The sequence below is a fragment of the Chryseobacterium sp. B21-037 genome, assembly GCF_028570785.1.
GTDB classification, from domain to species: domain Bacteria; phylum Bacteroidota; class Bacteroidia; order Flavobacteriales; family Weeksellaceae; genus Chryseobacterium; species Chryseobacterium proteolyticum.
Genome location: NZ_JALGCB010000001.1, coordinates 1,337,593 through 1,363,387 on the forward strand (window position 1 = coordinate 1,337,593; position 25,795 = coordinate 1,363,387).

The following is a 25,795-nucleotide window of genomic DNA, read 5'->3' on the forward strand; positions in this document are numbered from 1 at the left end:
ATCAGTTATGGATAATCAATCAGATCATCACGGAATGCAACATAAAAACCATACAGGAATGTATAAACGATTTATCATGATGGCTGTTGCTATGTTTGTTGCCATGTACTTCATGATGTATTCAATGATCGACGGAATACAAAATCTCATTCCCAATATCAATAACTTTTATATGACCTTGCTTATGGTATCCGTCATGTTAATTATTGAATTATTGATCATGAAGGATATGTATAAAAACAAGAAAATCAATGGGATCATCATTGTATTTTCTCTTGCTTTAGGCATTTTTTCCTGGTTCGGAATCAGAGAACAGATTATGGTGGATGATAAAGAATTTGTAAAGGGAATGATCCCTCATCATGCGGCCGCTATTCTTATGTCAGAAAAGACAAAACTTACTGACCCGGAATTGATACAACTCCAAAAAAACATATTGGAAACCCAGACCAATGAAATCGAACTCATGAAGCGGAAGCTGGAAGAGCTCAACAAAAAATAAGGTAAAACTCATATTATAACAATTATGAAATCAAAAAATTTAATCGTACATATACCATGAAAAATATATTCTTATCAATCAGTGTTGTCTCAATGATGGTAATTACTTTATTCTCCTGTACAAAATCACCGGATAAAAATGCGGAACAACATACGGACCATACTTCTGCAACAGAAACACAATCAGCCGCCCAATTAGAAAATACCAATAAAGCAGAAGAAATCAACAATAAATCAAATGAAAAGACAGCTGTCAAAGACCCTGTTAACAATTTTTCTATAGATCCTTTAATCAAAGATTATTTAATTTTAAAAAATGCACTTGTTGCCGATAACGATCAAGCTGTTGCTACTGCCGGAAAACAGTTATTAGCTACCCTAGAGAAGGTAGATATGAAAACTATCCCTGCAGATAAGCATAAAGCATATATGGAAATTGCAGAAGACGCTAAAGAGAATGCGAAGCATATTGGAGATAATGCAGGAAAAATAGATCACCAAAGGGAACACATGATGTCATTAAGTAATGACATGGCTGATCTTATTGCAACATTTGGAACGACCCAAAAATTGTATCAGGATTATTGCCCGATGTTCAACGATGGAAAAGGTGCCATCTGGATCAGCGAAGCAAAAGAAATTAAAAACCCTTATTACGGTAATAAGATGCTCACTTGTGGTTCCTTAAAAAAGGAATATTAAAATGAAGATAGTACTAAAGATTTTTGCAGCTATTATGCTGCTGGTTTTTATTGCTGTACAATTTTATCAGCCTGCCCGGAATGCAGATAAAGGGCAGGTTTACAAAACCGATTTTATAAAGACCCATAAGACAATGCCCGTTGAAGTAAAAACCCTATTACAGACCTCGTGTTATGATTGTCATAGTAACAATACCAATTATCAATGGTACGATTACATACAGCCTGCACGAAGTTTAGTAGACAAACACATTAAAGATGCAAAAGAGGATTTGAATTTTAACGAATGGGCCACTTACTCGGTTCGAAAGCAGGAAAGATTAATAAACTCAATTAAAAAACAGATTGAAACTAAAAAAATGCCAATGTCATCCTACACGCTTATGCATAAAGATGCAAAACTGAATGACCGGCAGATAAAGCTGATAACAGATTGGCTGGAAAAGCAAGAATAAGTTTCATATAAAAGAAATATACAATGAATATACCCCAAAATATCTCGTTAAAGGTACTTCTGACAGTATTTATACTCCTGTGCTCGAAGACTATTTTCGCGCAAAAAGTCGTCCGTTACGAGCTATATGTAAAAGATACCATAGTTAATTACGCAGGTAAAGAAAAAAGAGCCATTGCAGTAAACGGGCAAATACCGATGCCTACATTGACCTTTACGGAAGGTGACATTGCTGAAATAGTGGTCCACAACCAGTTAAAAGAAAATACTTCGCTGCACTGGCACGGAGTCTTTTTACCCAATAAGGAAGATGGTGTGCCTTTTCTCACCCAAAATCCAATAAAACCAGGTGAAACTTACACTTATCGCTTTCCTGTGATTCAAAACGGTACTCATTGGTACCATTCCCATTCAGGAATGCAGGAGCAAATTGGTATGTACGGGAGCCTCATCCTGAAAAAGCGTGAAGAGGATAAAAGATTTAGAAAAGGAATCGACGATTTGCCAACCGTTCCTGTTATTTTAAGTGAATGGACAAACCTTAATCCGGACAATATTCACAGAATGCTTCATAACGCCAATGATTGGGCAGGAATAAAAAAGAATGCAACACAATCTTATGTCGAAGCTATCAAGGAAGGTTATTTTAAAACCAAAATCGCCAATGAATGGAAGCGTATGACAGCAATGGATGTAAGTGATGTGTATTACGATAAAATATTAATGAACGGGAATAACGCTACAGATTTAAAAACCGTTGATGGTAAAACATTAAAAGCCGGCGATAAAGTAAGGTTACGAATATCAAACGGTGGTGCATCATCTTACTTCTGGCTTCGTTATGCAGGAGGAAAAATAACGGTTGTCGCCAACGATGGAAATGACGTTGAACCGGTAGAAGTCGACCGTTTGATCATTGCCGTTTCCGAGACTTATGATGTAGTTGTAACAATTCCTGAAGATGGGGTTTCTTACGAGTTTTTAGCTACTACTGAAGACAGAACCCAGTCAGCCAGTTATTACATTGGAAATGGGATAAAACAGCTTATTTCACCACTTCCAAAATTAATATATTTTGAAGGAATGAAAATGATGAACGGGATGATGAAAATGAACGGAGACCTGAATGATATGGGCATGAAAATGAGCTTAAACCAAATGGATATGAATGTCGTGATGTATCCTGAAATTACAGGAGAAGCTAAGAAAAAAGGCAAGCAAAAGGAAGAACCCAAAGAAGACCACAGCAAACATACCATGAATATGGATATGGATAATGATCCCAACCGGTATAATGCCAATGCTTTGGGTGATATTAAGACGCTAAACTATGCCATGCTACAATCTCCTTTCGATACCACGCTTCCCAAAGATGCCCCGGTAAAAGAACTCAGGTTTACGCTTACAGGAAATATGAATAGATACGTATGGAGTATGGACAATAAAGTTCTTTCCGAAACAGATAAAATTCCGGTTAAAAAAGGAGAGATCCTGCGTATTACGATTTATAATAATTCCATGATGAGACACCCGATGCACCTGCATGGATTTGATTTCAGGGTGATCAATGGTAAGGGGGAAAAATCTCCTCTGAAAAATGTTCTCGATATTATGCCGATGGAAACCGATACCATCGAATTCCTGGCCAATGAAGAAGGGAACTGGTTCTTCCACTGTCATATCCTTTACCATATGATGTCCGGAATGAACAGGGTATTTGCCGTTGGTGATTATAAGAATCCTTTACTGCCAGACAAGGAAAAAGCCTATATGGCTTTGCAGATGGAAAGCAATATGCCACACTTTATGGCGCAGAATGATTTTGCTACCAATGGTAATGACGGGCAGGCCATGCTGCAGAATGCAAGATGGTCTTTAGGAACGGAATGGCGTCTGGGATACAACAGCATGCACGGTTATGAGGTAGAAACCCATCTGGGCAGGTATATAGGTAAAATGCAGTGGTTTATGCCGTTTATTGGTTTTGACTACCGTTACCGGAAAATGGGAATCGACGAACACGAAACCAATATCTTCGGGCAAAAAAACGAAAAAGATAGCCGTAGGGCATTCAGTTTAGGTTTTATGTACACTTTACCGATGCTGGTTAATTTTCAGGCAGAAGTATATCATGATGGTATTGTGCGTCTGCAGCTCATGCGTGAAGACATTCCGATCTCCAGAAGATTGAGAGGAGACTTCATGATAAATACCGATAGGGAATATATGGCAGGGCTCAGCTATATCATCAACAAAAATATCAACATCCGAACCCATTACGACAGTGATATGGGCTTTGGAGCAGGTATTACCTTAAATTATTAAAGGTGGCACTTTAAAAACAAAACGGCTCGGGAGCAAAGCTCCCGAGCCGTTTTTATTGAATGAATATATGCCTGAAATCCAGAATATTTTAACCCTTGGGGCATAATTCTTGTACGAATTGAATACACCACAAAAAAAAGTAAATATGGAAAATCAAGAAACCGTAGCAGTCCTTAACGATCTGCTGCACATCAGCAACGACCGGATTGCCGGATTTGAAAAAGTAGAAGGAAAGGTATGGGAGTCTTATCCGGACATCAAAGATGATTACGATAAGATGATCACCCAATCAAAAATCATGAAAAATGAACTGATCAACCTGATTACCGAAAAAGGAGGAACTCCCGAAGATTCACCTTCTGTTGCAGGATCACTTCACAGAACATGGATTGACATTAAAAACTCTTTTCTCGTAGGGGATAAGGTAGAATCTACCCTGGAAAATGTTGCTTTTGGAGAAAAAGCGGCAATAGAGGCCTATCAACAAGCTATCGATAGCGGACACCTTTATGATAAGAGCCTGGAGACCGTAAAAGAACAACTGCACAACATAAAACAGTCCTACGCCCAGTTTAAAAAAATTGAGGATTATAAAAAAAAGGATTAACTTATAAATACTATTCAACAACTCATAAGGACTATGAAAATAGCTACGTATAATGTAAACGGAGTAAATGGGCGGCTGCCTGTTCTGCTTCGCTGGTTACAAGAAGCACAACCGGACGTGGTATGCCTCCAGGAACTGAAGGCGCCACAGGAACGTTTTCCCCTGAAAGAAATAAATGATGCAGGATATAATGCCATCTGGCATGGCCAGAAAAGCTGGAATGGAGTAGCCATACTTTCAAAAGGATATGAAATCACAGAGGTTCAGAGGGCTTTGCCAGGGGATCCGGAAGATATTCAAAGCCGCTATATTGAAGCAATCATTGATCAGATTGTTATTTGTTGTTTGTATCTCCCCAATGGCAATCCTTATCCGGGACCAAAATTCGAATATAAACTGGCATGGATCGATCGCTTGAAAAAAAGAACAGATGAGCTTATAAAAATGGACCTGCCCGCCGTTGTTATTGGTGATTTTAATATTATTCCAACGCCATTTGATGTACATAAACCAGAACGATGGGAAAATGATGCATTATATCGGATCGAAGTAAGAAAAGCTTTTGAGAAAATGCTTAAAAAAGGTTGGCTTGATTCTATCAGAACCTTGTTTCCTGAAGAAAAGATCTATACGTTCTGGGATTACCTCTACCAAGCATATGACCGCGATGCCGGAATCAGGCTTGATCATGTTCTGTTGAGCCCTTATCTATCATCCAGGTTAAAATCGGGCGGTGTTGACCGGCATGTTCGTGGCTGGGAAAAGAGCAGTGATCATGCCCCGGTGTGGATAGAATTAGAAAAAGAAGGGAAACAATAACCCTATCTTTCCTGCTATCTTTTATTCCAGGCATATTAATAATAAATCTTTTAATTTTAGTTAAAAGATTTTTCGTAATATTATAGAACGTTTTATAAAATACAAACACATGAAAAATACAAAATTATTACTGGCAGTAATGATCACTGCGACGTTTACCACTACAGGATGGGCTCAGAAAACAACTCCAAAAGTAGCAGGTGGGGATAAAGACCAACACGGGTGCATAGGTTCAGCCGGTTATACCTATTCCGTTCTAAAAGATGATTGCGTAAAGCTTTTTGAAGAAAAGATACAGCTGAGAGAAGCTAATCCTCAGAAATCCTACGTTTCCAATGCTGTAGTTATCTTGAGTAAAGACAAGAAAAAGGCGGAATTGTTCCTTCCTGAATCCAAGGGAAGTATCATTCTCAACAGAACCCTTGAATACTTAAACACATCGGTGTATAAAAGTAAAAAAGGAACGTATAACCTGAATAAAGAAAAGGATAGTTATACACTCAGGAAAGGTAAGAAAATCATTTACAGTATTTAAAAAATAAAGCCTGCCGGTCAGGCTGTTGATGACCAGAGCCCGTTATTTTCTGATAACGGGCTCTGATTTTATTTATTTTTCTTTAAGATCTTTTTTAATCTGCTTCTCAGCATTTTCAGCTTTTTTTTCCTGTGCTTCCTTCTCTTTACGCTGCTGCACTCTGGATTTTTTTTCAGCACGCCTTTCCTGGCGTAGTACTTTATTCGATTTCGTATTATACAAAGCATCAACGATTCCTTGTCCGGTTTTACTGAAGATTTTTATTTTAGGTTTGTCATGGGTCCCCGTTACAACTACCGGAAAGCCGATCCATCCTCCCGGAGGAAGACCTATTCTTACCCGCAGATCCAGTAAACCGTTGAAACTTGTTGTTCCACTGATAGAAGGTCTTAGGACAGATACTTTAAAGGTGAATTTATCAACGTGGATCAGGTTATTTTTGATCACGGTTTCAATATTAACTCCTTTCATATCCGGATTATTAAAAGCGTTTGCACCAACATTATCACCAATTACCGAAAGCATCTTAAGATTTTTGACCTCTACATCCCGAAGGTTTACGATACCACCCCCTTCAAGGGACGGATAAATAGGCCTCATATTTTTATCAAAATCTCCTTTCAGTTTATAATCAAGAGACACAATCCCTTTTACATTCTTAGCAGCAGTAACCATTTCCCGGACCATATCAATTTCTTTGTAAGCCTTTTGTACATCAAAATCCTGTACCTTAAGCGCAATGTCATAATTAGCCGTTAATGGAGATTCGTCCTGATAACGTGCATCAATATTCATGCGGCTTCCAATGATATCAAAAGAAGTATTTTTAAGATACACCTGACCCGTATTTACAGAAGCCAGACCTTGAAGATGATTGAGATCAAGTCCCTTAAATTCGACTTTTTTAACATGGGCTTCCAAAGAGACATCAAGGTTTTTCGGAATAATTACCACACCGCTGCTTTTAGGATTTTCAACTTTTGCATATTCCACTTCAATCGATTTATCTGCATTATCTCCATCCTTAAGTGCCATGAACTCGTCAATAAGAATATAATTGGAGTTTAACCCAAACTTTCCGTGAAGGGTCCCCTTTCTTTCAATAAAATAGTTGATGGTATTGAGCAGATATCCGTTTAATGCAAAATCCGATTTTCCATAAGTGGCCAAAAACTTTCTGAACCACATTTTCTCATTTTCAAACTGAAAATTTCCTTCTTTGATATAAAATGATTTGGGAAGATACGATGTAGTAGCCTTTATATTTTTAAGAATCAAAGTTCCTTTGTTATCCAGCTTACTGTATTGGCCGGTAGTTGCATAGCTCTGACGTCCGTTCAGGGAAAGATCCGCCATAATCAGTCCGCTTACATCAAATCCTTCTTTTGCAAAAACTTTATAGATTCTGCCCACATTCAAAACACCTTTTGCTTTAACTTTATAAAGCAGATCTTCAAAATCATGCAGATCAGCATTAACATAGACAGGATTCCCTTCAAAATCAAAACTAAAAGGATCCAATTTCACTCCAAGGCTTTTAAACGTTCCGTCTGTATTATTAATGTTGGCGATCAGGTTGATATTCTGAATAGGGTTGGGGTAATATTTCGTCTTCAGCCAACCGTCTTTTAAATGAAGATAACCCTCCGTCTTTGGGAATAATTTTTTATCCAGGCTGAAAATCCCGTTTGCCTTGATATTCGTATCCATAAGCCCACGAACATCAATATTCTTCAAACCTAATGCCTGATCAAGAGTCTGAAGATCAACAGCGCCTATTACATCGGCATTCACCATCATTTCATTAAGTCCTTTCGTTCTTACAACCGCACGGAAATTATTGTTTTTACCCAGATCAAAACTCAGATTCCGGAGATTCAGATTCATCTGTTCCGTATCTAATGAAGGAAGATCTACCATAAGATCCATATTCAGGTTGTTCATAGGAACAGGAGCTTTTCCATTGGATACAAATCCATCTTTTACCAGCAGTCTGGCATTTAACCTTGGTTTCAGCTTTTTAGGTTCACTGAATCTTCCTTTCAGGCTGAAAAACAGATCGCTGTTTCCTTCAATTTTAGTGTCTTTTGCCCAGTCCAGATATTGCGGCGGCAGTACCGAGATCATATCGCGAATCGTTGTCTTTTCAGATGCAGCATTGATGTCGAGATTATATCCGTCTTTCAAAATACTAAGAGAACCTGTAAATTTTAAGGGCAGATCATTGATCCTTAATTCGTTTTTCCTTAATACAAAAGTTAATGCATTCGTATTGATCCGCGTAATGAGATCTGCACGCAAACTTTTTTGTTTGGCGTAATAGATTCTATTGAGGGCAAAGTCTACTTTATTGATCTCCAGATCGGTTTGCAGATCAAAAATATCTTTGCTGAATCCACCTTTACCTGTGTAATTCAAGCCTTTGGCATCTACCAGCACTCTGGCAGAATGATCATTGTATTTGATATTCCAGTTTCTGAATTTGATAAGGTCCAGCTTTATAGATGCTCCTTCTTCTGTACTATCCTTAGGTGTTTGTGAGGACTTGGAAACATAAACATTATAGTTGGCTTCTCCTTTACTGTTGACGAAAACATTCGCGTTGGCATCCGTTACATATATTTCATCAATCTTCACCTCACGGTCAAAGATCAGGTTTTTAAGATTGATTCCCACGGCCACTTCTCTAGCGGCAAGTAGAGTATCTTCCTGAAATGGCTTTGAACCTTTCAGGATAAGCTGATCCACAGAAACCGTTAGCGATGGGAAATGCCTGAAAAAGGAGAGGTGGGTCTTTTTATAATCCAGTTTACCCGCAAGATGTTTATTGGCAAATATTTTTACCTGCTGGGAAATAGTTCCCGGAAACAATATAGGGATGATGAACATCAGAAAAAGAATGGATGCTATAGAAATTCCCAGCCATTTCAAAACTTTCAAAATTATTTTTATAAACTTTTCCATAAAATTGCTATTATAATTTTGATTTCGATATTATTTTCCTCTTATGAGTAAATAATAATTAACAACCATCTAAAATCAAGCCATTCATCACTAAAGCACTGTTTCAAACATGTAAACAAATACTTCACTATAAAAACAACAATACATTAATAAACAAATAATTACAACAATAGATTGCAATCAAATTATAGTTTATATGATCTATGAAAGTTTACAATAATTTTAACAAAAAAGTACCTCTAGGAGGTACTTTTAAATTCTATAAATTCGAAAGAGTTTTAACTCTAAAACAATTTAAGTCCTACAATTCCAACTACAATCAGCAATGCAGACAACAATCTGAAGATATTAGCCGAATCCTGAAAGAATATAATCCCTATCAATAAAGTGCCTACCGCACCAATTCCTGTCCATACCGCATAGGCTGTCCCAATAGGAATGGTTTTCTGTGCATACCACAGCATAGCACCGCTGATCGTCATACAAATGACAGATAGAAAGATCCATCCGAATTTATTGCTATCAGCCTGTTGCGACATTTTGATTCCCAAAGGCCATCCGATTTCAAAAATCCCTGCGATAATTAATGCAATCCAGTTCATAATTTATTATTTTTTCATCTGTTATACTGTTCTCAAAAAGTAGGATTGGAAATACACCAATCCTACCAAACATGATTAAATTAGAATGAACCTTTCCGGCATGAAAGGATAGACTGTACAGATTTTTATTGATTCTTAACCATGTTTGCCAATCATAAAAACTGAAAACTTTGAGTAATGAAGTGTACAGCATTTTTACTTTGTAAAAGTAATAGTAAATACTAGTTTTCAACAGATTAAATAAAGTGATCTGACATAATCCGCAGGTGAAGTGTAGTTTTCAACGGATGAAACGTCACATATATATTTACTGTAGATCTTCCTTTTTTACACAATAGCAGATTTAGGGAGAATAGCTTATCTTTAGGTAAGTATTTTCATTTTTAGCATTACCATGGGAAAATCAACGGAATCACTTGAGGAATTTTACAAACATAAGCTTACGCATCTTTCCCAGAGTCCAGGAAAGGACAGTGGTCTATTCAATATTTTTAGTATTGAAGAAAATATGATTAACGGAACAAGTTCACCAAGCTATATCCGGAGAACCTTTTACAAGATCATGCTTTTTAAAGGGAATAATGTATTCCATTACAGTGACAAAAGCATACCAGTTGAAGGAGATACTTTATTATTCTTTGATCCTAAAATGCCTTATACTTACGATCTTTTGAAACCCGAAAGCAGCGGATGGTTTTGTGTCTTTAAAGAAGAGTTTTTTCAGGATACCCAGCGGATCAACCTCAGGGAACTGCCTTTATTTTCAGGGGCAGACCATCCGGTATTTAAACTCAATTCCGAAGAGTCTGAAGAAATACGTATGATCTTCGAAAAAATCTATAAAGCAAATAATACAGAATACATCTACAAACATGAACTGATCAAAAGCTATATCAGTGAAGTGATCTATCTTGCCATGCAATTCCGTCCCAGTGAAGATATTTCTTTACATTCCGATTCAAATTCGCGCATTACGGCTCTATTCCACGAACTGCTCGACAGAGAGTTCCCGATAGAATCCAAAACAGACCGGTTCGAGTTAAGATCTCCGCGTACAATTGCCGAAAGGCTTTCAATCCATGTCAACTCACTCAACAGAGCTATAAAAACTGTAACAGGCCTTACAACTACGGAACACATTTTTGCTAAGCTCACTGCAGAGGCTAAATCCCTGCTAAAACATACCCAATGGAATATCGCAGAAATAAGCTATGTTCTGGGGTTTGAAGACCAGGCTCACTTTAATAATTTTTTTAAAAAACAAACGGGTATGAATCCATCTGCCTTCAGACAGGTTTGAATCTGACAAAAAATGGTTTTAATATCACAAAGTAAGGCCGGGTAACGGGATCTACCTTTGTAAAAAAAAAGAAATCATGACAGGTACAAAAATCTGGTATATCACCGGAGCTTCAAAGGGGATGGGGTTTGCAGTAGCTCAACAATTATTAATTAAAGGCCATTGCGTTGCCGCTACATCCAGGTCTGTAAGCTCATTAGAACCACTTTTTCAGTATGGAGAAAAATTTCTTCCACTGGAAGTTGACCTTAAAAAAGAGAGTTCTATTGCTCAATCCCTTAAGACAACCTATGAAAAGTTTGGGAGACTGGATGTTGTGGTCAATAATGCCGGGTACGGACTTGGCGGTGCGTTGGAAGAACTTACGTCAGAGGAAATTAATGACAATTTTGAAGTCAACTTTTTTGCTGTCGTTAAAGTTCTTCAGCAGGCTTTACCGTATTTAAGAGATCAGAGATCAGGGCATATTATTAATATTTCATCTATAGCCGGCTTTGCTCCCGGAACAGGCTGGTCGATGTATAGTGCTACAAAATTTGCAGTTAGCGGACTTTCTGAAGCGCTTTCGAATGACCTTAAACCTTTTGGCATCCATGTAACGAATGTACTTCCCGGGTGGTTCCGGACAAATTTTGCCAATACAGATTCCATAGCTTATAATAAAAGCAGCATAAAGGATTATGATTACATTCGGGAGGCTCATGAAAGAATGAATACTTTGAACGGAAACCAGCCGGGAGATCCGGATGAAATAGCAGATGTATTTTTAGAAGTAGTTAATAACCCTGCACCAGCTGTCAATTTATTTTTGGGCAGCGATTCTTTCAACAGAGCTCAAAGTAAAATAGAACAGCTTTCCCAGGAAATGAGCAGATGGAAAGATATTTCTTTTTCTACAGATTTTCCCGGATAAAAAACTAAGTTATCAAGACCCTCCATAAACCAGCAAGCTTTTTTATGGAGGTTGTTTTATATAAAACAGGAGCGGACCATTAAAAATTTCTAAATTGCGATCATCAAACAATAACATCCAGTTCTTACAATGCTGACCGATATTATAGCAAAGGATCTCAATATTATCTTCTGTGGAATCAATCCGGGCTTAAAATCTGCGGACGATGGCCACCATTTTTCAGGCAGAAGCAATCGTTTTTGGAAGGTTCTTCATCAATCCGGTTTTACTCCCTACCAGATTGAAGCAGTACATGATACCACGATTCTGGATTTTGGATATGGTCTTACTACGGCTGTAGCAAGACCCACATCGCGGGCAGATGAGCTTTCAAATGAGGAATTCGACCAGTCTCTTGAAATTTTTAAATCTAAAATCACAACTTTCCACCCCAAATATGTGGCTTTCCTGGGGAAGGCAGCCTATCAGGCCTTTTCTGGAAAAAAACAAATCTCATGGGGAAAACAATCCGAGGATTTCTGCGGAGCTAAAGTCTGGATATTACCAAATCCAAGTGGCCTGAACCGTAGCTTTACCTTTGAAGATCTTGTTCACTCTTATTCAGAATTGTATCACGAAATTCAAAAGTAAAAAGTACTTATATAAATTTTTATATTTTATTTGGCTTGCTTACATATTGATTGCCTTTCACAAAAAACCTCCAGGGCAGAAGGGCATCTTCCTGGGCATAAGCAACTCCTACACGTGGAGATGCCACGATATCATCAGGCGAATAACGAATACCATGATCTTCGATCCAGATTTCTTCCCCTGTCAAATCTTTTTTATTGAATGTGCGGTCAATTCCCAAAGCTTTGGCTGCTGAACCCGGTCCGGAAGAGATCGCTGCTTTTGTAAAAGGCATATTTCTTCTTTGTTCCATAATTTCTTTCCCTACCAATGGTTCGACTGCCCTTACTAATACCGCGTGCGGCTCATCACGTACCGAGCTTACAATATTGAAGAGATGGTGAATTCCATAGCACAGATATACATACGAAACACCTCCTTCATGATACAGTGTTTCTGTTCTGTCTGTACGCCGTCCTCCATAGGCATGGGAAGCCTTGTCAAGAGCACCGAAATAAGCTTCAGTTTCAACAATAATACCTGCCGTCACCTGATCACTGATCTGCGTGAAAAGCACTTTTCCCAAAAGGTTTTGAGCGAGAAATATAACGTCCTGGTTCTGATAATAGGAGAGTGGTAGTTTCAAAACAATGGTTTTAAAATTTAATACAACAAAATTAACGATATAAACAGCAATCTGCTAATCGTCTGTAGATTCTTATTAGATTTGAACTTTAAGATCCTACCTATTCACTAAAATAAAAGTAGTGCATAATAACAAGGTTAGCCATGGAATCTGCACACTGGTTTTTAAAAGAAAATAGCTCTTAGGTTACATCTGCTATAAAAAGAAATAAAAAATCCCACATTACTGTGGGATTCTTTTTATCTAGGTCCGGGAGGACAATGTTCTTTTAAATATTGGGTAAACAATGTAGCCAGGTGAAGCGAAGTTCCTTCTCCTTCACTGATTGAGTGTGTCCTGTTAGGGTAGGACATCAGCTGGAACTGCTTGTTGTACTTGATCAGCTCATTCACATAGACCTCTGTATTCTGATAATGCACATTATCATCTCCTGTTCCGTGAACCAGCAGAAGGTTCCCTTTCAGATTTTTAGCATAAGCAAGAGGAGATCCGTTTACAAAATCTTCTCTGTTTTCCTGTGGAAGTCCCATATATCTTTCCTGGTAGATATTATCATAGAACAATTGATTAGCCACCGGAGCAATCGCTATCCCTGTCTGATAAATGTCCGGATATTGTCCCAAAAGATTCAGTGTGGAAGAACCGCCACCGCTCCAGCCCCATACGGCAACTCTGGAAGTATCAATATAAGGCCATTTTGCAAATAAAGCTTTAGCTCCCATTGCCTGATCACGGATGTTCAGCTGTCCTATTTTACGGTAAACAGATTTTCTCCATTCACGACCTCTTGGAGCCGGAGTTCCACGATTTTCAAGTGAAACATATAAATAGCCATCCTTTGCCATATCTCCGATATATAAGCCGTTCCAGCCCGTATAAAAGCTATCGGTTACGGTTTGGGCTCCAGGTTCTCCATATACTGTAAAGACGATCGGATATTTTTTATTCGGATCAAAGTTTTTAGGTTTTACCACCCATCCGTCCAGGGTAATTCCATCCTGTGTTGTAATCTGGAAAAATTCGGCCTTAGATCTCGAAGGGTCTGCTTTGGTGGAATTTTTTGCAGCTACCAGTTCTTTATGATCAGGAAGCGATATAATGGAACCATTGGAACGGGCATTAACACTGCTGTTACTAAATATCGCCAGTTTTCCATTGGATGAAATGCTGTATTTGTTAGTTCCAGGATAAGACTCAGGAGTAACCCTTTCGGATTTCCCGCCGTTCATGCTCACTTTGTACAAATATTCCTGAGTGGCGTTCTTTGGTGAAGCTAAAAAGTAAATCAGTTTGTTAGGAACATCAAAAAATTCCGGTTTTATCACATCAAAATCATCTTTTGTAATCAGTGTTTCTTTTCCGTTCAGGTCTATTTTATAAATGTGTCTCCATCCGTCTTTCTCAGATAACCATAAAAATTCTTTACCATTGTTGATCCAGTCCCATCCGCTCGGATCATTGTCGTTCCAACGGGATTTGATATCGATCCACGCAGGATCCGTTTCGGTATAAATGGTTTTACTGTTTCCTGAATTGGCATCGGCCACAATTACCTTACTCTGGTTTTGTTTTCTGTTCAACTGCTGTAAAATAATAGATTTGGAATCCAACACCCATTCCATTCTCGGAATATAGTTCTGCATTTCATCCCCTGCAATATTTGCTTTTTTTGAGGACTTTGAAGCCAAATCATATAACCAGATGCTACAACCAGAAGGATTTTCTCCAACTTTAGGATATTCTACGGGAATCGTAAAAGAATATAGGCTATCAGTATTATTGATCATCAGGAAGTTCTTGGTTCCACGTGCATCCAGTTTCCAATAAGCAATTTTACTTCCATCCGGAGACCATCTGAATCCATCCTGAGTCCCGAATTCTTCTTCATAGGCCCAGTCAAAAGTTCCGTTGATGATCCTGTCTGTTCCGTCATTCGTAATTTTACTGTACTTGTTGTTGGAAAGATCTTCGATGTATATGTTATGCTTAGATACATAAGCTACCTTTTTCCCGTCCGGTGAGAATTTGGCAAACATCAGGGATTCACCGGGTAATCCTTTTCCAAGCTGTGTCAGCCTTTTACTGGCTTTATCAAAAATCCAGTAATCACCGCGGGTATTGTCCCGCCATACCTTCCGGGTATTGGCAAAAAGCAAAAGGCTTTTTTCATCCGGAGACACCTCGAAACTTTGTACATCCAGAGCTTCTGAACTTCCTGGTGGAATTAATTCGCTCGAACTTAAAAATGTCTGGTTCTTTCCGGGATTTAATAAATTTACGGTTTCAATTCCGTTTTTGGTAAATGAATAATAAGCATTGCCATCAGGCGTCCATTGTGTTTTTTGCGCCGCAAGAGGCGACAGGCACAGGAAACACAGTGCAATGTTAATCAGTTTTTTTATGCTTCTCATATAATAATTAATTAAGATATATGTTCTTTTCTGTAATTCTCAATTTCTTCCACAGTTTTAATCAATCCGTTCCCCAGAAGTTTGTATCCCTCATTCGTAATCACGAAATCATCTTCGATACGTACGCCTCCAAAATTCCGGTATTCATTAACTTTATCGTAATTAATAAATTCTGCATTTTTATTTTCAGCCTGCCATATATCGATCAATTCAGGAATTATATAAATACCCGGTTCAACCGTTACCACGAAACCGGTTTCTAAAGATTTACCTAAACGTAAAGATTTTAGCCCAAATGTTTTTGTATCCTTTGGTTCATCTTCAGTATATCCTACATATTGTTCCCCAAGGTCTTCCATATCATGAACATCAAGCCCCATCATATGTCCTAATCCACACTGAAAAAATAGGGTATGGGCATGATTTTTTACTGCTTCTTCCGGATTTCCCTTCATTAATCCTAAATCGACAAGTCCGTCTACCAGATGCCGGGACGCTTGTAAATGAATATCCCTGAATTTTACACCTGGTTTTAAAAGACGCTGGGCATTTTCAAAAGCATTTAGAACTACCTCATAGATTTCCTTTTGCTGGGTACTGAAAGTTGTACTCACAGGAAATGTTCTGGTGAGATCGCCGGCATATCCCATTGCTGTTTCAGCTCCTGAGTCATTCAGGAAAAGATCTCCGTCTTTCAAAGTATTAAGGCGGTAGTGATTGTGCAGGATGCCTCCGTTTATCGTTACGATTGGCGGATAGGACATCTGGCATTCTTTATCTCCTGCCAGGTGCTGAATTGCATTGGCAATTTCATATTCTTTAACTCCGGGTCTTGCCATGCGCATTGCCAGCAGATGCATATCATTGGATACATTTACAGCCTGTTCTATCTGAACGATCTCTTGAGGTTCCTTTACCGAACGTTGTTTTACAATCGCTTTGATCATCTCTACAGAGGGCTGTAATTCTGCTACTTTAATTCCCAAAAGATCACTTAGCAAAATTTTATTGAAAGATTGATATGGTGGAAGATAATGCACCTTCCGGTTAGCTGTTTTTGCCTTCAGAATGTATTGGGAAAGTTCCTTGTAGGGTAAAGTTTCTGATACTCCTGATTTCTGGCTTTTCTCTTTCAGTGTTTCCTGTCTTCCCATCCATACGATATCATCGATGCTCAGCTCGTCGCCGAAAATAATCGTTTTATTTTCATCGATGTCAATGATAGCGGCAATACGAGGTTCCTGAATTCCAAAATAATACAGAAAAGTACTATCCTGGCGGAAATAATAGGGATTATGTTCAAAATTAACAGGGTTCTCTATATTCCCTAAAAATAAAAGAATCCCGTTCTTTATACTGCCTTGTAATGCAGTTCGTCTATCCTGATAAGTCTGTGCTGAAAACATATAATGCATATAATTTTGATAAGGTTTAAAGTTACAATTTTGTTATATTTCTAAAGGATTTGTTCACGAAAAATAAATAGCAGGTAAAGTTTGGATTTTAAAATGATATACAGTGTTTATATTTTGCTTAAATTCGACCATATTTTAACACCATATTCTTTCATTACAAAATTCTGATCCTGTATGAAAAGTCTTCAGTTTTCAGTTCCTGCTGATACCAGCAAAAGCATCCGTATTCAAGAGGATATTATGCCTAACTTCTACCCCCATTTTCATCGGCATACCGAAGTCCAGATCATGTGGATCATTGAAGGACATGGAACATTAGCCATAGAACAAAACCTTTTCGCTTTTGAAGCCGGTGATATTTTCTATATCGGAGCCAATCAGTCACATGTTTTCAAAGGTGATTTTAATAAAGGAGAAAAACAAAAAGTTCATGCCGTATCCATCTTCTTTGATCCCCATAAAAAATTATCTCCCATCTTTAACCTACCCGAATTTGAAGAGTTGAAACATTTTATGGATCACTCTGAAGTGGGCTTCCAGATCGCTTCTGAGGTAAAAGCCGAGATAAGCGTCAGCATCAACGAATTGAAAAAATCGAAGGGTATAGATCAAATTCTAAGCTTTATAAAGATCCTCACTCATTTGATGCAAAACAGAAATCTACACATTCCATTATCAGCAGAAAAAAATATGCCTGTTGAGATTTCTAATTATGATCAACGCATCATAGATGCCCAAAACTATATCAGGAAAAATTTTGCCCAGAATAAGCTGACTCTTGATCGTATTGCGAAGGAAGCATGTATGACTCCACAGGCTTTTTGCCGCTCTTTTAAAAAGAGGACCGGAATTACTTATATTGAATTCCTTAATGAATTACGGGTACAACGCGCATGCAAACTGCTGATCTCTTCCACCATGTACAATATCTCGTCAGTAGCTTTTAACAGTGGTTTTACGAGCCTGACTAATTTTAACCGGGTTTTTAAATCAATTATGAAGCATTCTCCCAAAGAATATCTTAAGCGGTACAAAGACACCATTTTGGATTAAAAAGACACCATGTTAAAATATGGTTACAATTCATTAAAATATTAACATTCGTCGATTTAAAATTCCGGTAGTTTTGGAGAAAAATATAATTTGATTATGAATACAAAACTTAACTGGGAAGGTATTTATCCGGCAGTGTTGACTCCATTCACAAAAGAGGGGAATATAGATTTTGAAATGTTTGCTAAAAATACAGAAGCTCAGATTGAAGCGGGTGTCCATGGAATCATATTGGCTGGAACATTAGGAGAGGCAAGCGCTTTGGAAACAGAGGAAAAATTTGAACTATTAAAATATGCAAAGAAGATTACAGCTGGAAGAATCCCTGTCATTTTGAATCTTTCTGAGAATACTACAAAAAATGCAATCAACTTTGCAAAGAAAGCTAAAGAACTAGATGCAGATGGATTGATGTTACTTCCTCCTATGAGATATAAAGCGGACAGCCGTGAAGTCGTAGAATATTTTAAAGCCGTAGCAACTGCGACTGATCTTCCTATTCTTATTTATAATAATCCTGTTGATTACGGAATTTATGTAACTCTTGATATGTTTGAAGAGCTTATTGCTTATCCTACAATCCAGGCCGTTAAAGAATCTACAAGAGATCTGGCCAATGTTACCAGAATGATCAACCGTTTTGGCAAAAGAATTAAAATTCTTGGTGGTGTAGATACCATTTGCCTTGAAACTCTGATACTGGGTGCTGATGGTCTTGTTGCCGGTTTGGTCGATGCATTCCCTAATGAAACAATGGCAATGTATAACCATGCTAAAGCTGGAAACTATGATAAAGCAGTTACGATCTACAGATGGTTCATGCCTTTACTGGAATTGGATATTCATCCTAAACTTATTCAATACATCAAACTTGCAGCAACCGCAGAAGGGATAAGCAATCCTTATGTAAGAGCTCCAAGATTAGAACTTCAAGGCGAAGAAGCTGAAAAAATCAATACAATTATTGCAGATGGAATAGCGAATCGTCCCTCATTAGATTAATGTCATAGATACAGTTATGATTGAAGAAACATCAAAAGAAACTATTGATCGAAAAATTCAGAAGGCAACTGAGGCTTATCAGTTCCTGAAGAATTCAACGATAATGGAACGTGCGGCGTTAATGAACGCTATAGCAGATAAAATTGAATCCCTGGGAGATGAACTTCTGGAGACAGCACATGCTGAGACTTCATTACCTATGACCAGACTTGCAGGTGAAAAAGCAAGAACAATAGGACAATGGAGAGGTTATGCTAAAGCAGTAGCAACAGGGATCTACACCGAACCAAGAATTGATCTTCCTCAACCGGATAAACAAAAAGGAGATCTGAGAAAATACAATATAGGATTGGGTCCTGTAGTGGTTTTTGGAGCCAGTAACTTTCCATTTGCATTTTCTACTGCGGGAGGAGATACTGCCAGTGCAATAGGTGCAGGAAATCCTGTTATTGTAAAAGTACATCCTGCACATCCCAAAACTTCGCAGATCATGGCAGAGGCTATAACAGAAGTGATAAAGGAACAAGAATGGCCTGAAGGTATATTCAGCGATATTACAGGAATATCAAATGATGTTGGAGCTTATTTAACTCAACATAAAGATATTAAGGCTGTTGCTTTTACCGGTTCATTTGCTGGTGGGAAAGCTTTATTTGACCTCGCCAATCAGCGCGAGGAACCTATTCCTGTATTTGCAGAAATGGGAAGCATCAATCCTGTATTTGCCTTTCAGAGTGTATTCCAAAACAGAGCAGAAGAATTGGCAAAGGAATATGCTGCTTCTTTAACATTGGGTGCAGGTCAATTCTGTACCAATCCTGGTGTATTTATAGCGTTGAAAGGAGAGGGACTGAATAGATTTGTCAATGCACTAAAAAAAGAAATTCAAGGGATTACTCCTGCCAACATGCTTCATAAAGGAATTTTTGAAAATTTTGAAAAACATAAAAGGACAGCTTCAACACAACCAGAGGTTCACCTTATTGCCGAATCTCATACGGAAGCCCAGGAATGGCAAGGACGTGCAAGTGTGATACAGACCAGCGGCAGAAACTTCATTAAAAATCATCTTTTAAGTGAAGAAGTTTTCGGGCCTTTTGGTATCGTTGTCGAATGTGAGAGTCATGAAGAAATTATTCAAATTGCTCAACAGTTAAAAGGACAGTTAACCATAACCGTAGCAGCTACAGTTGAAGATGCACGTGAAAATTCTGATGTGATTAATCTTTTAAAAGATAAATGCGGAAGATTATTATTCAACGGAATGCCAACAGGTGTTGAAGTTGTTTATGCCATGCAGCACGGAGGACCTTTTCCATCTACCACAGATACCCGTTTTACATCAGTAGGACCGGATGCCGTGAAACGATTTGTCCGTCCGATCTCTTTTCAGAACTGGCCGGATGAATTTCTGCCGGAAGAATTAAAGAATGAAAATTCACTACAAATTAACAGAATTGTTGATGGAAAAATTCAGTCAGAACCAATAAAATTATAACAGATGAACAGAACATTTTTTTGTATCGACTCCCATACTTGTGGATGCCCTGTACGCCTTGTGGCTGGTGGTGGACCCATGCTGGAAGGGAATTCGATGATGGAACGCCGGCTTCATTTTATGAAAGAATATGACTGGATCCGAAAAGGATTGATGTTTGAGCCAAGGGGGCACGATATGATGAGTGGCAGTATCCTTTATCCACCTATTGATGAAGCTAATGATGTCGGTGTTTTATATATTGAAACCAGTGGATGCCTTCCCATGTGTGGGCATGGAACCATCGGAACAGTCACCATCGCTATAGAAGAAGGCTTGGTTGTTCCAAAGGTTCCCGGGAAATTACGGCTGGAAACTCCCGCTGGCCTTATTCTTATTGATTATGTTGAGGAAGGAAAGAAAGTAAAATCTGTAAAACTAACGAATGTAAAATCTTTTCTGTACGCCGAAGATCTGGAAGTAGATTGTTCGGGTTTGGGGTCTATAAGAGTAGATGTAGCCTATGGTGGTAACTTTTATGGAATTATCGATCCTCAGGAAAATTTCAAAGATATCTCTGGTTTTACAGCCAGCCAGTTAATCCATTATGGAAAAATGATCAGAAAGCTTTTGAATGAAAAATATAGTTTCATTCATCCTGAAGATGAAAACATTACAGGATTAAGCCACATTCAGTGGACAGGTAAGCCTACAGATCCTAAAGCAAATGGACGTAACGCAGTTTTAGTAGGTGAAAATGCTCTGGATCGATCTCCTTGTGGTACGGGAACTTCTGCAAGAATGGCGCAATGGTATGCTAAAGGAAAACTAAAAGAAGGCGAGGAATTCATTCACGAAAGTTATATCGGATCCCAATTTATAGGCCGGATTGAAGGAACCGCAACCGTTGCCGGAAAACCAGCCATTATCCCTTCAGTTGAAGGCTGGGCGAGAATTACAGGGTATAATCATATTATTATTGACGACGAAGATCCATACTGGTTAGGATTTCAGGTTATGTAAACAGACAAATGACACAAAATAAAGGAAAAGCACTGGTTATTGGTGCAGGAATCGTAGGATTAAGCTCTGCATACTACCTCTTACAAAAAGGCTGGCAGGTAGAAATTCTGGAACAGAATGATCTGTCCAACAATTGCTCTTATGGCAATGCAGGAATGATTGTTCCGAGTCATTTTACACCTTTAGCTGCACCAGGAGTAGTGACACAAGGTATCCGATGGATGTTTGACAGTAAGAGTCCGTTTTATGTAAGACCTTCACTAAGCTCACAACTACTATCCTGGGGGTTGAAATTTTTAAAACATTCCAATCAGAAGCATGTAGATCGTTCTGCATCGGCTATCCGGGATCTTAATTTAGCAAGCAGCCAGCTTTATAATGAGCTCGCTAAAAAAGAAGAATTTAATTTTGAGCTTACTCAGAATGGAATCCTTATGCTTTATAAAACAGAAAAAGTCGCTGAAGAAGAAATTGAACTTGCTCATACTGCTATCAAATTAGAACTGCCTGTTGAGATTCTTGATCAGAAAGAAATTCAAAGCTTAGAGCCGCATGCTAAGCTGGATGTCATTGGTGGAATTAATTATAAATGTGATGGTCACATGAATCCTATAAAACTGATGAGTCAGATGATCTCATATCTTAAAAACAATGGGGTTGTTTTCTATACTCAACATGAGGTAACGGGATTTGAAATACAAGGAAGAACAATTAAAGGCATTATTGCAAATGGCAAAAAATTCACTGCAGATCATTATGTAATGACGGGAGGGTCTTTTCTTCCGGAACTGGCACAAAAAGCAGAAATTAAAATCCATTTAATGCCTGGTAAAGGATATTCATTCATGCATCAACCAGACAACCCATCCAACAAACTGGAACACGCTGCATTATTACTGGAAGCCAGAGTAGCAGTAACGCCAATGGGAGGACAAATACGCTTTGGGGGTACCATGGAGCTTGCACCTCATCGTGATAAAAAGAACATGAACAGAGTAGAAGGTATTGTACAATCAATCCCTAAGTATATGCCGGACTTTCAGGTACAAATACCAAAAGAATCTGATGTTTGGTTTGGATACAGACCCTGTGCTCCAGACGGACTTCCATATTTAGGACAATCTTCTAAACTTGACAATTTAATTATTGCAGGTGGCGGTGGAATGATGGGACTCAGTCTTGGACCCGTTTTTGGAAAAACAGTTTCCGAAATCGCCAATGGTCAAAAACCAACAGCCGATATCAGTAAATTCAATCCCGAAAGATTTAGCTAAAAATTACATTTTACATTCGACATTTTACAATTCAACACCAAAATCACACCATAATTAATAATGAAAACAACACCTATCACAATGATGCTATTATTACTCAATTTCCTGCTTTGCTATTCATGTGAAAGCAAAGAATTGGAGACCATAACAGACCAGCCAGAGGCAAAACCCACAACTATGGCTAAGAATGTTTCTTTAATCGGCGAACAGAGAGAATACACTTTTTCACCCGAAGCAGGTGGAGAGAGAAGTTACTACATTTCGATTCCTGAAAATTATGACGATACTAAAAAATACCGTTTGGTTTTTGTTTTTGCAGGAACAGATTCGACCGGAGAATTTATGCATGAATGGATGGGACAAGGTTGGAATTCCAACACTCCTGGACTGGAAAAATTAATGGACAATACAATTTTTGTTTATCCTGATCAGAAATACATATGGGGTACTGGAACAGGTTGGGCTCTTGGAAGCTATGCCGGACAATATGGAGGAATGCATGATATTCAATTCACAAAAGAACTTCTTGCATTGATCAAAAATGAATATACCATTGATAACAACCGTATTTTTGCTACCGGACATTCCTGGGGCGGTGATATGACCAATGTTACAGCTTATTTCTTAAATGGAGTATTCACAGCTATTGCTCCCATAGCATCCAATAGACCATTTTGGTTTGAAAATAGCAATGGTAATTATGTTGCTAATTCCAATTATCACGGAAACACGGCCGTGTGGGTGTTCTTTGGGCTTAATGATGATCATTTTGGTAACATCAGTCCTAATGGGCTCTTCGGAATACAGCAAGCTGATTTCTGGAGACTGAAAAACGGAACAAGCGGTACCCCCACATCTACACCAATTGGAAGCAGTACTGATGTTACAAAAACGTATGGTGGGGGCACAGCAGCCGTAAAGCTTAGCCTTTATAAAACCGGACAATACTCAGGCAGTGGCAGTCTTCCTGGTCACCAACCCCCAGATTATTACTTCAAAGCAGTAACAGATTGGTTCAAAACTTTTTAATTGACACATTTCTAAAACAAAACACCACCATTTAAAACAACTTAAAATTTTCCTCCTACTGAGGGTGGCAAATCAAAGATTTGACAGGTGGTCTATTAAAAATAATAAATATATAGTTGAATGTTGATAAGGCTTAATGACCAACAATGGCGTTAAGCCCTTTCTGATTAATATCATTACTCATTTTACAGTTATTTATGTAATTTTATAATCGTTAAAATATTCTTATGCATTATCAAGACGATACCATCATCATACGTGAGTTTACCCATCAGGAATTACCTCTTTTTCTTTCTCTTTTCGAAAATAAAAACGTTACCAGCTTTCTGCCCCATAAAACCCATCAGGAATATATAGAAATGTTCGAAAAAGCTTTATCAGATTATAAAGAAGGTTCACTCAGCAGATGGGGAATTTTTAATGCTGAAAATAATGACTTTATAGGAATGGGGGTTGCCAGAATCTTTGCAGATCATCCTGAACAAACCGAAATCGGATACGTACTCAGTGAAAATTATTGGGGAAAAGGGGTAGCAACTCTTGTATGCAAAGCCCTTGTCGGGTATTGTCTTTCACTAAGAGAAACAAAAGATATCGTTGCCGTAACTGATCTGGATAATATCGCATCACAAAAAGTTCTTGTTAAAAATGGCTTTAACAGGATGGAAAACCTGGCAAGGGAAAATGAGGAATTGGCCTATTTTATATTTCAGAAAAATTAAATAAGTATGTTTGTTTAATTCTGCCCGGTTTGCGGAAAAAACATCTCACTTCTCATTCCCACTCAGAGATTTCTTATTTGCATAGTAATTTCTAATCCCCGTTGAAATCTGCAAGGAATAATCGGTGGTTACATAATTTTCTCCTTTGTAGCTGATCTCATTTGCACCCGGCGCGATATCTTTAAAAAATTGTCTGAATGATTCCGGGGAATAATTCTGCCGTGTTGTAGAACTTTTAAAATCACCAAGAGGCAAAGTAACGCCTCTATCATTTACTGCTGCATTTCCGTGACAAGAGATACAGGATGAGACAGGATTATCAATCGGACCATTAAGCCTTCCACCCAATCCATGATATTTGAGAAAAGCAGCATAATAATTTTCTTTCGACCCGATCAATGCAGGATTAATAAATGATTCCGTTAATTCCCGGTTGATAAATGCACCATCCCGGTTAAGATCCTTCACCACACCCGAATCATTCCCCCAGCTTAATCCTACCGGAACCATTCTCTCCCAGACTGTTTTTCCTTTCTCTGATCCATCATACATAAACGTACCGTATACCCAACCCGTTTTTAATGCTCTATGATCTTTTACAGCAATATCGATCTGCAGTAACCGAACAGTACGATCAATCCTTTTTTTGTTGGCACACTCGGCATTGGGATTGCACAAATAGATATTTGCTTTCCATTCAAGCGTATTGTTCAGGAAGGGAAGCTTTTTGGTATCGGCATCTGTAAACAGCAGCTTAAAACTTACCGTTCCTTCGGGGAAATGGGATTTCCCGGGATCAGGACTTTGTTTTGCTCCCGGCCAGACTTGCCCTAACGTATATCCTCCCGGAGAATTATATATACCGACTGCCCAGTTTTCCAGCTCAACATCCTGAAGATCGTGCAGTTTGTATTTTGGGGTTGCAAATTCTCTTGTCAGGCCATGGATATACTCCCGACCATTTCCTATATAGTCAGTACCTGCATATTTTTCATCATCGTGAAGCCATGGAGCATGGTACCATTTTCTGATCCGGTTTTCCTGACCTCTGAAATTCACGTCTGTATTACCTTCCAGACAATAGTGTAAAACCGTATGCATGTAAAGCTGAGGATCTTTGGTGAAATCAATACTTTGCCAGGGATAATTTTCTAAAACCAATTCTTTAGGATAGTCCTGACTCAGCTCAAAAGGTTTCAATCCCACAGGAGGCACATAATTAGCATTATAGCTTGGATATAAAGATGCAGTATATATGATCTTTTTTGTTATCGTTACTTTCTTGAAAGACACTCTATTTTGAGGGGATTGCTGGCAGCCAACCAGAAAAATAAGTACCATTAAAATACTTAAGAACTCTAATCTTTGTCTCATATCAATAGTTTGATCATAAAGATAACAGGTTAATCTTAA

General features: G+C 38.3%; 23 protein-coding genes. 17 read left to right on the top strand and 6 right to left on the bottom strand.

All coding sequences use genetic code 11. The features are described from left to right. Positions 1-7 precede the first annotated feature (7 nt). From MTQ00_RS05800 to MTQ00_RS05830, 7 genes are all read left to right on the top strand, one after another. The gene (locus MTQ00_RS05800) at positions 8-502 is read left to right on the top strand and encodes a DUF305 domain-containing protein (protein ID WP_273648084.1); all 495 of its coding nucleotides are present in this window, start codon (positions 8-10) and stop codon (positions 500-502) included. Positions 503-558: 56 nt separating this feature from the next. Beyond that, a complete protein-coding gene (locus MTQ00_RS05805; protein WP_273648085.1) occupies positions 559-1,203 on the top strand; it encodes a DUF3347 domain-containing protein in 645 nt (214 codons plus the stop codon). 1 nt (position 1,204) lies between these two features. Beyond that, the gene (locus MTQ00_RS05810) at positions 1,205-1,657 is read left to right on the top strand and encodes a heme-binding domain-containing protein (protein ID WP_273648086.1); all 453 of its coding nucleotides are present in this window, start codon (positions 1,205-1,207) and stop codon (positions 1,655-1,657) included. 23 nt (positions 1,658-1,680) lie between these two features. Next, the gene (locus tag MTQ00_RS05815) at positions 1,681-3,981 is read left to right on the top strand and encodes a multicopper oxidase domain-containing protein (RefSeq protein WP_273648087.1); all 2,301 of its coding nucleotides are present in this window, start codon (positions 1,681-1,683) and stop codon (positions 3,979-3,981) included. A 145-nt stretch (positions 3,982-4,126) separates the two neighbouring features. Beyond that, positions 4,127-4,588, top strand: coding sequence for a PA2169 family four-helix-bundle protein (locus tag MTQ00_RS05820; RefSeq protein ID WP_172282573.1), 462 nt, complete (start codon positions 4,127-4,129; stop codon positions 4,586-4,588). 33 nt (positions 4,589-4,621) lie between these two features. Then, positions 4,622-5,407 (top strand): exodeoxyribonuclease III, encoded by a 786-nt coding sequence (gene xth, locus MTQ00_RS05825; RefSeq protein ID WP_273648088.1) that lies wholly within the window; start codon positions 4,622-4,624, stop codon positions 5,405-5,407. A 109-nt stretch (positions 5,408-5,516) separates the two neighbouring features. Then, the gene (locus MTQ00_RS05830; RefSeq protein ID WP_172282569.1) at positions 5,517-5,942 is read left to right on the top strand and encodes a hypothetical protein; all 426 of its coding nucleotides are present in this window, start codon (positions 5,517-5,519) and stop codon (positions 5,940-5,942) included. Between the two features lie 72 nt (positions 5,943-6,014). Here the strand turns inward: MTQ00_RS05830 and MTQ00_RS05835 are convergent, their stop codons facing one another. Then, positions 6,015-8,906: an AsmA-like C-terminal region-containing protein gene (locus MTQ00_RS05835; RefSeq protein WP_273648089.1), complete on the bottom strand. Its 2,892-nt coding sequence runs from the start codon at positions 8,904-8,906 to the stop codon at positions 6,015-6,017. Between the two features lie 284 nt (positions 8,907-9,190). Further along, positions 9,191-9,508 carry a DMT family transporter gene (locus MTQ00_RS05840; RefSeq protein ID WP_273648090.1) on the bottom strand — a complete coding sequence of 106 codons (318 nt, stop codon included), beginning with the start codon at positions 9,506-9,508 and terminating at the stop codon, positions 9,191-9,193. 394 nt (positions 9,509-9,902) lie between these two features. Between MTQ00_RS05840 and MTQ00_RS05845 the strand changes: the two genes are divergently transcribed. The 3 genes from MTQ00_RS05845 (at position 9,903) to mug (ending at position 12,351) form a co-directional block, all read left to right on the top strand. Further along, the gene (locus tag MTQ00_RS05845; protein WP_273648091.1) at positions 9,903-10,808 is read left to right on the top strand and encodes a helix-turn-helix domain-containing protein; all 906 of its coding nucleotides are present in this window, start codon (positions 9,903-9,905) and stop codon (positions 10,806-10,808) included. Positions 10,809-10,884: 76 nt separating this feature from the next. Beyond that, positions 10,885-11,721 carry an SDR family NAD(P)-dependent oxidoreductase gene (locus tag MTQ00_RS05850; RefSeq protein ID WP_273648092.1) on the top strand — a complete coding sequence of 279 codons (837 nt, stop codon included), beginning with the start codon at positions 10,885-10,887 and terminating at the stop codon, positions 11,719-11,721. Positions 11,722-11,850: 129 nt separating this feature from the next. Next, positions 11,851-12,351, top strand: a complete 501-nt coding sequence (gene mug, locus MTQ00_RS05855; protein ID WP_273648093.1) for a G/U mismatch-specific DNA glycosylase — start codon at positions 11,851-11,853, stop codon at positions 12,349-12,351. A gap of 19 nt (positions 12,352-12,370) precedes the next feature. On the opposite strand, the gene MTQ00_RS05860 is transcribed toward mug, so the two are convergent. From MTQ00_RS05860 to MTQ00_RS05870, 3 genes are all read right to left on the bottom strand, one after another. After that, on the bottom strand, positions 12,371-12,976 hold the full coding sequence (locus MTQ00_RS05860; RefSeq protein ID WP_273648094.1) for a DNA-3-methyladenine glycosylase: 606 nt from the start codon (positions 12,974-12,976) through the stop codon (positions 12,371-12,373). Between the two features lie 239 nt (positions 12,977-13,215). Next, positions 13,216-15,387, bottom strand: a complete 2,172-nt coding sequence (locus MTQ00_RS05865) for a S9 family peptidase (RefSeq protein ID WP_273648095.1) — start codon at positions 15,385-15,387, stop codon at positions 13,216-13,218. Between the two features lie 11 nt (positions 15,388-15,398). Beyond that, positions 15,399-16,793 carry an aminopeptidase P family protein gene (locus MTQ00_RS05870; RefSeq protein WP_273648096.1) on the bottom strand — a complete coding sequence of 465 codons (1,395 nt, stop codon included), beginning with the start codon at positions 16,791-16,793 and terminating at the stop codon, positions 15,399-15,401. Between the two features lie 183 nt (positions 16,794-16,976). On the opposite strand from MTQ00_RS05870, the gene MTQ00_RS05875 reads away from it, so the two are divergent. The 7 genes from MTQ00_RS05875 (at position 16,977) to MTQ00_RS05905 (ending at position 24,382) form a co-directional block, all read left to right on the top strand. Further along, the gene (locus MTQ00_RS05875; RefSeq protein WP_273648097.1) at positions 16,977-17,855 is read left to right on the top strand and encodes an AraC family transcriptional regulator; all 879 of its coding nucleotides are present in this window, start codon (positions 16,977-16,979) and stop codon (positions 17,853-17,855) included. A gap of 96 nt (positions 17,856-17,951) precedes the next feature. Next, positions 17,952-18,857, top strand: a complete 906-nt coding sequence (locus tag MTQ00_RS05880; protein WP_273648098.1) for a dihydrodipicolinate synthase family protein — start codon at positions 17,952-17,954, stop codon at positions 18,855-18,857. A gap of 16 nt (positions 18,858-18,873) precedes the next feature. Further along, positions 18,874-20,355, top strand: a complete 1,482-nt coding sequence (locus MTQ00_RS05885) for an aldehyde dehydrogenase (NADP(+)) (RefSeq protein WP_273648099.1) — start codon at positions 18,874-18,876, stop codon at positions 20,353-20,355. A gap of 3 nt (positions 20,356-20,358) precedes the next feature. Further along, a complete protein-coding gene (locus tag MTQ00_RS05890; RefSeq protein WP_273648100.1) occupies positions 20,359-21,357 on the top strand; it encodes a 4-hydroxyproline epimerase in 999 nt (332 codons plus the stop codon). A gap of 8 nt (positions 21,358-21,365) precedes the next feature. Further along, complete coding sequence (locus MTQ00_RS05895; protein ID WP_273648101.1) at positions 21,366-22,631, top strand: NAD(P)/FAD-dependent oxidoreductase; 1,266 nt, start codon at positions 21,366-21,368, stop codon at positions 22,629-22,631. Positions 22,632-22,712: 81 nt separating this feature from the next. After that, positions 22,713-23,660, top strand: coding sequence for an alpha/beta hydrolase family esterase (locus MTQ00_RS05900; RefSeq protein ID WP_273648102.1), 948 nt, complete (start codon positions 22,713-22,715; stop codon positions 23,658-23,660). A gap of 227 nt (positions 23,661-23,887) precedes the next feature. Continuing rightward, positions 23,888-24,382 carry a GNAT family N-acetyltransferase gene (locus MTQ00_RS05905; RefSeq protein WP_273648103.1) on the top strand — a complete coding sequence of 165 codons (495 nt, stop codon included), beginning with the start codon at positions 23,888-23,890 and terminating at the stop codon, positions 24,380-24,382. 45 nt (positions 24,383-24,427) lie between these two features. Here MTQ00_RS05905 and MTQ00_RS05910 read toward each other — a convergent pair whose 3' ends face one another. Continuing rightward, positions 24,428-25,756 carry a hypothetical protein gene (locus MTQ00_RS05910; RefSeq protein ID WP_273648104.1) on the bottom strand — a complete coding sequence of 443 codons (1,329 nt, stop codon included), beginning with the start codon at positions 25,754-25,756 and terminating at the stop codon, positions 24,428-24,430. Between the last annotated feature and the right edge of the window lie 39 nt (positions 25,757-25,795).

Coding starts and splice junctions, on each gene's coding strand:
- MTQ00_RS05910 (WP_273648104.1), bottom strand. CDS start 25,756: ATGAGACAAAGATTAGAGTTCTTAAGTATTTTAATGGTACTTATTTTT.
- MTQ00_RS05835 (WP_273648089.1), bottom strand. CDS start 8,906: ATGGAAAAGTTTATAAAAATAATTTTGAAAGTTTTGAAATGGCTGGGA.
- MTQ00_RS05840 (WP_273648090.1), bottom strand. CDS start 9,508: ATGAACTGGATTGCATTAATTATCGCAGGGATTTTTGAAATCGGATGG.
- MTQ00_RS05850 (WP_273648092.1), top strand. CDS start 10,885: ATGACAGGTACAAAAATCTGGTATATCACCGGAGCTTCAAAGGGGATG.
- MTQ00_RS05800 (WP_273648084.1), top strand. CDS start 8: ATGGATAATCAATCAGATCATCACGGAATGCAACATAAAAACCATACA.
- MTQ00_RS05845 (WP_273648091.1), top strand. CDS start 9,903: ATGGGAAAATCAACGGAATCACTTGAGGAATTTTACAAACATAAGCTT.
- MTQ00_RS05890 (WP_273648100.1), top strand. CDS start 20,359: ATGAACAGAACATTTTTTTGTATCGACTCCCATACTTGTGGATGCCCT.
- MTQ00_RS05870 (WP_273648096.1), bottom strand. CDS start 16,793: ATGTTTTCAGCACAGACTTATCAGGATAGACGAACTGCATTACAAGGC.
- MTQ00_RS05875 (WP_273648097.1), top strand. CDS start 16,977: ATGAAAAGTCTTCAGTTTTCAGTTCCTGCTGATACCAGCAAAAGCATC.
- MTQ00_RS05885 (WP_273648099.1), top strand. CDS start 18,874: ATGATTGAAGAAACATCAAAAGAAACTATTGATCGAAAAATTCAGAAG.
- MTQ00_RS05900 (WP_273648102.1), top strand. CDS start 22,713: ATGATGCTATTATTACTCAATTTCCTGCTTTGCTATTCATGTGAAAGC.
- MTQ00_RS05880 (WP_273648098.1), top strand. CDS start 17,952: ATGAATACAAAACTTAACTGGGAAGGTATTTATCCGGCAGTGTTGACT.
- MTQ00_RS05810 (WP_273648086.1), top strand. CDS start 1,205: ATGAAGATAGTACTAAAGATTTTTGCAGCTATTATGCTGCTGGTTTTT.
- MTQ00_RS05815 (WP_273648087.1), top strand. CDS start 1,681: ATGAATATACCCCAAAATATCTCGTTAAAGGTACTTCTGACAGTATTT.
- MTQ00_RS05805 (WP_273648085.1), top strand. CDS start 559: ATGAAAAATATATTCTTATCAATCAGTGTTGTCTCAATGATGGTAATT.
- MTQ00_RS05820 (WP_172282573.1), top strand. CDS start 4,127: ATGGAAAATCAAGAAACCGTAGCAGTCCTTAACGATCTGCTGCACATC.
- xth (WP_273648088.1), top strand. CDS start 4,622: ATGAAAATAGCTACGTATAATGTAAACGGAGTAAATGGGCGGCTGCCT.
- MTQ00_RS05865 (WP_273648095.1), bottom strand. CDS start 15,387: ATGAGAAGCATAAAAAAACTGATTAACATTGCACTGTGTTTCCTGTGC.
- mug (WP_273648093.1), top strand. CDS start 11,851: ATGCTGACCGATATTATAGCAAAGGATCTCAATATTATCTTCTGTGGA.
- MTQ00_RS05830 (WP_172282569.1), top strand. CDS start 5,517: ATGAAAAATACAAAATTATTACTGGCAGTAATGATCACTGCGACGTTT.
- MTQ00_RS05905 (WP_273648103.1), top strand. CDS start 23,888: ATGCATTATCAAGACGATACCATCATCATACGTGAGTTTACCCATCAG.
- MTQ00_RS05895 (WP_273648101.1), top strand. CDS start 21,366: ATGACACAAAATAAAGGAAAAGCACTGGTTATTGGTGCAGGAATCGTA.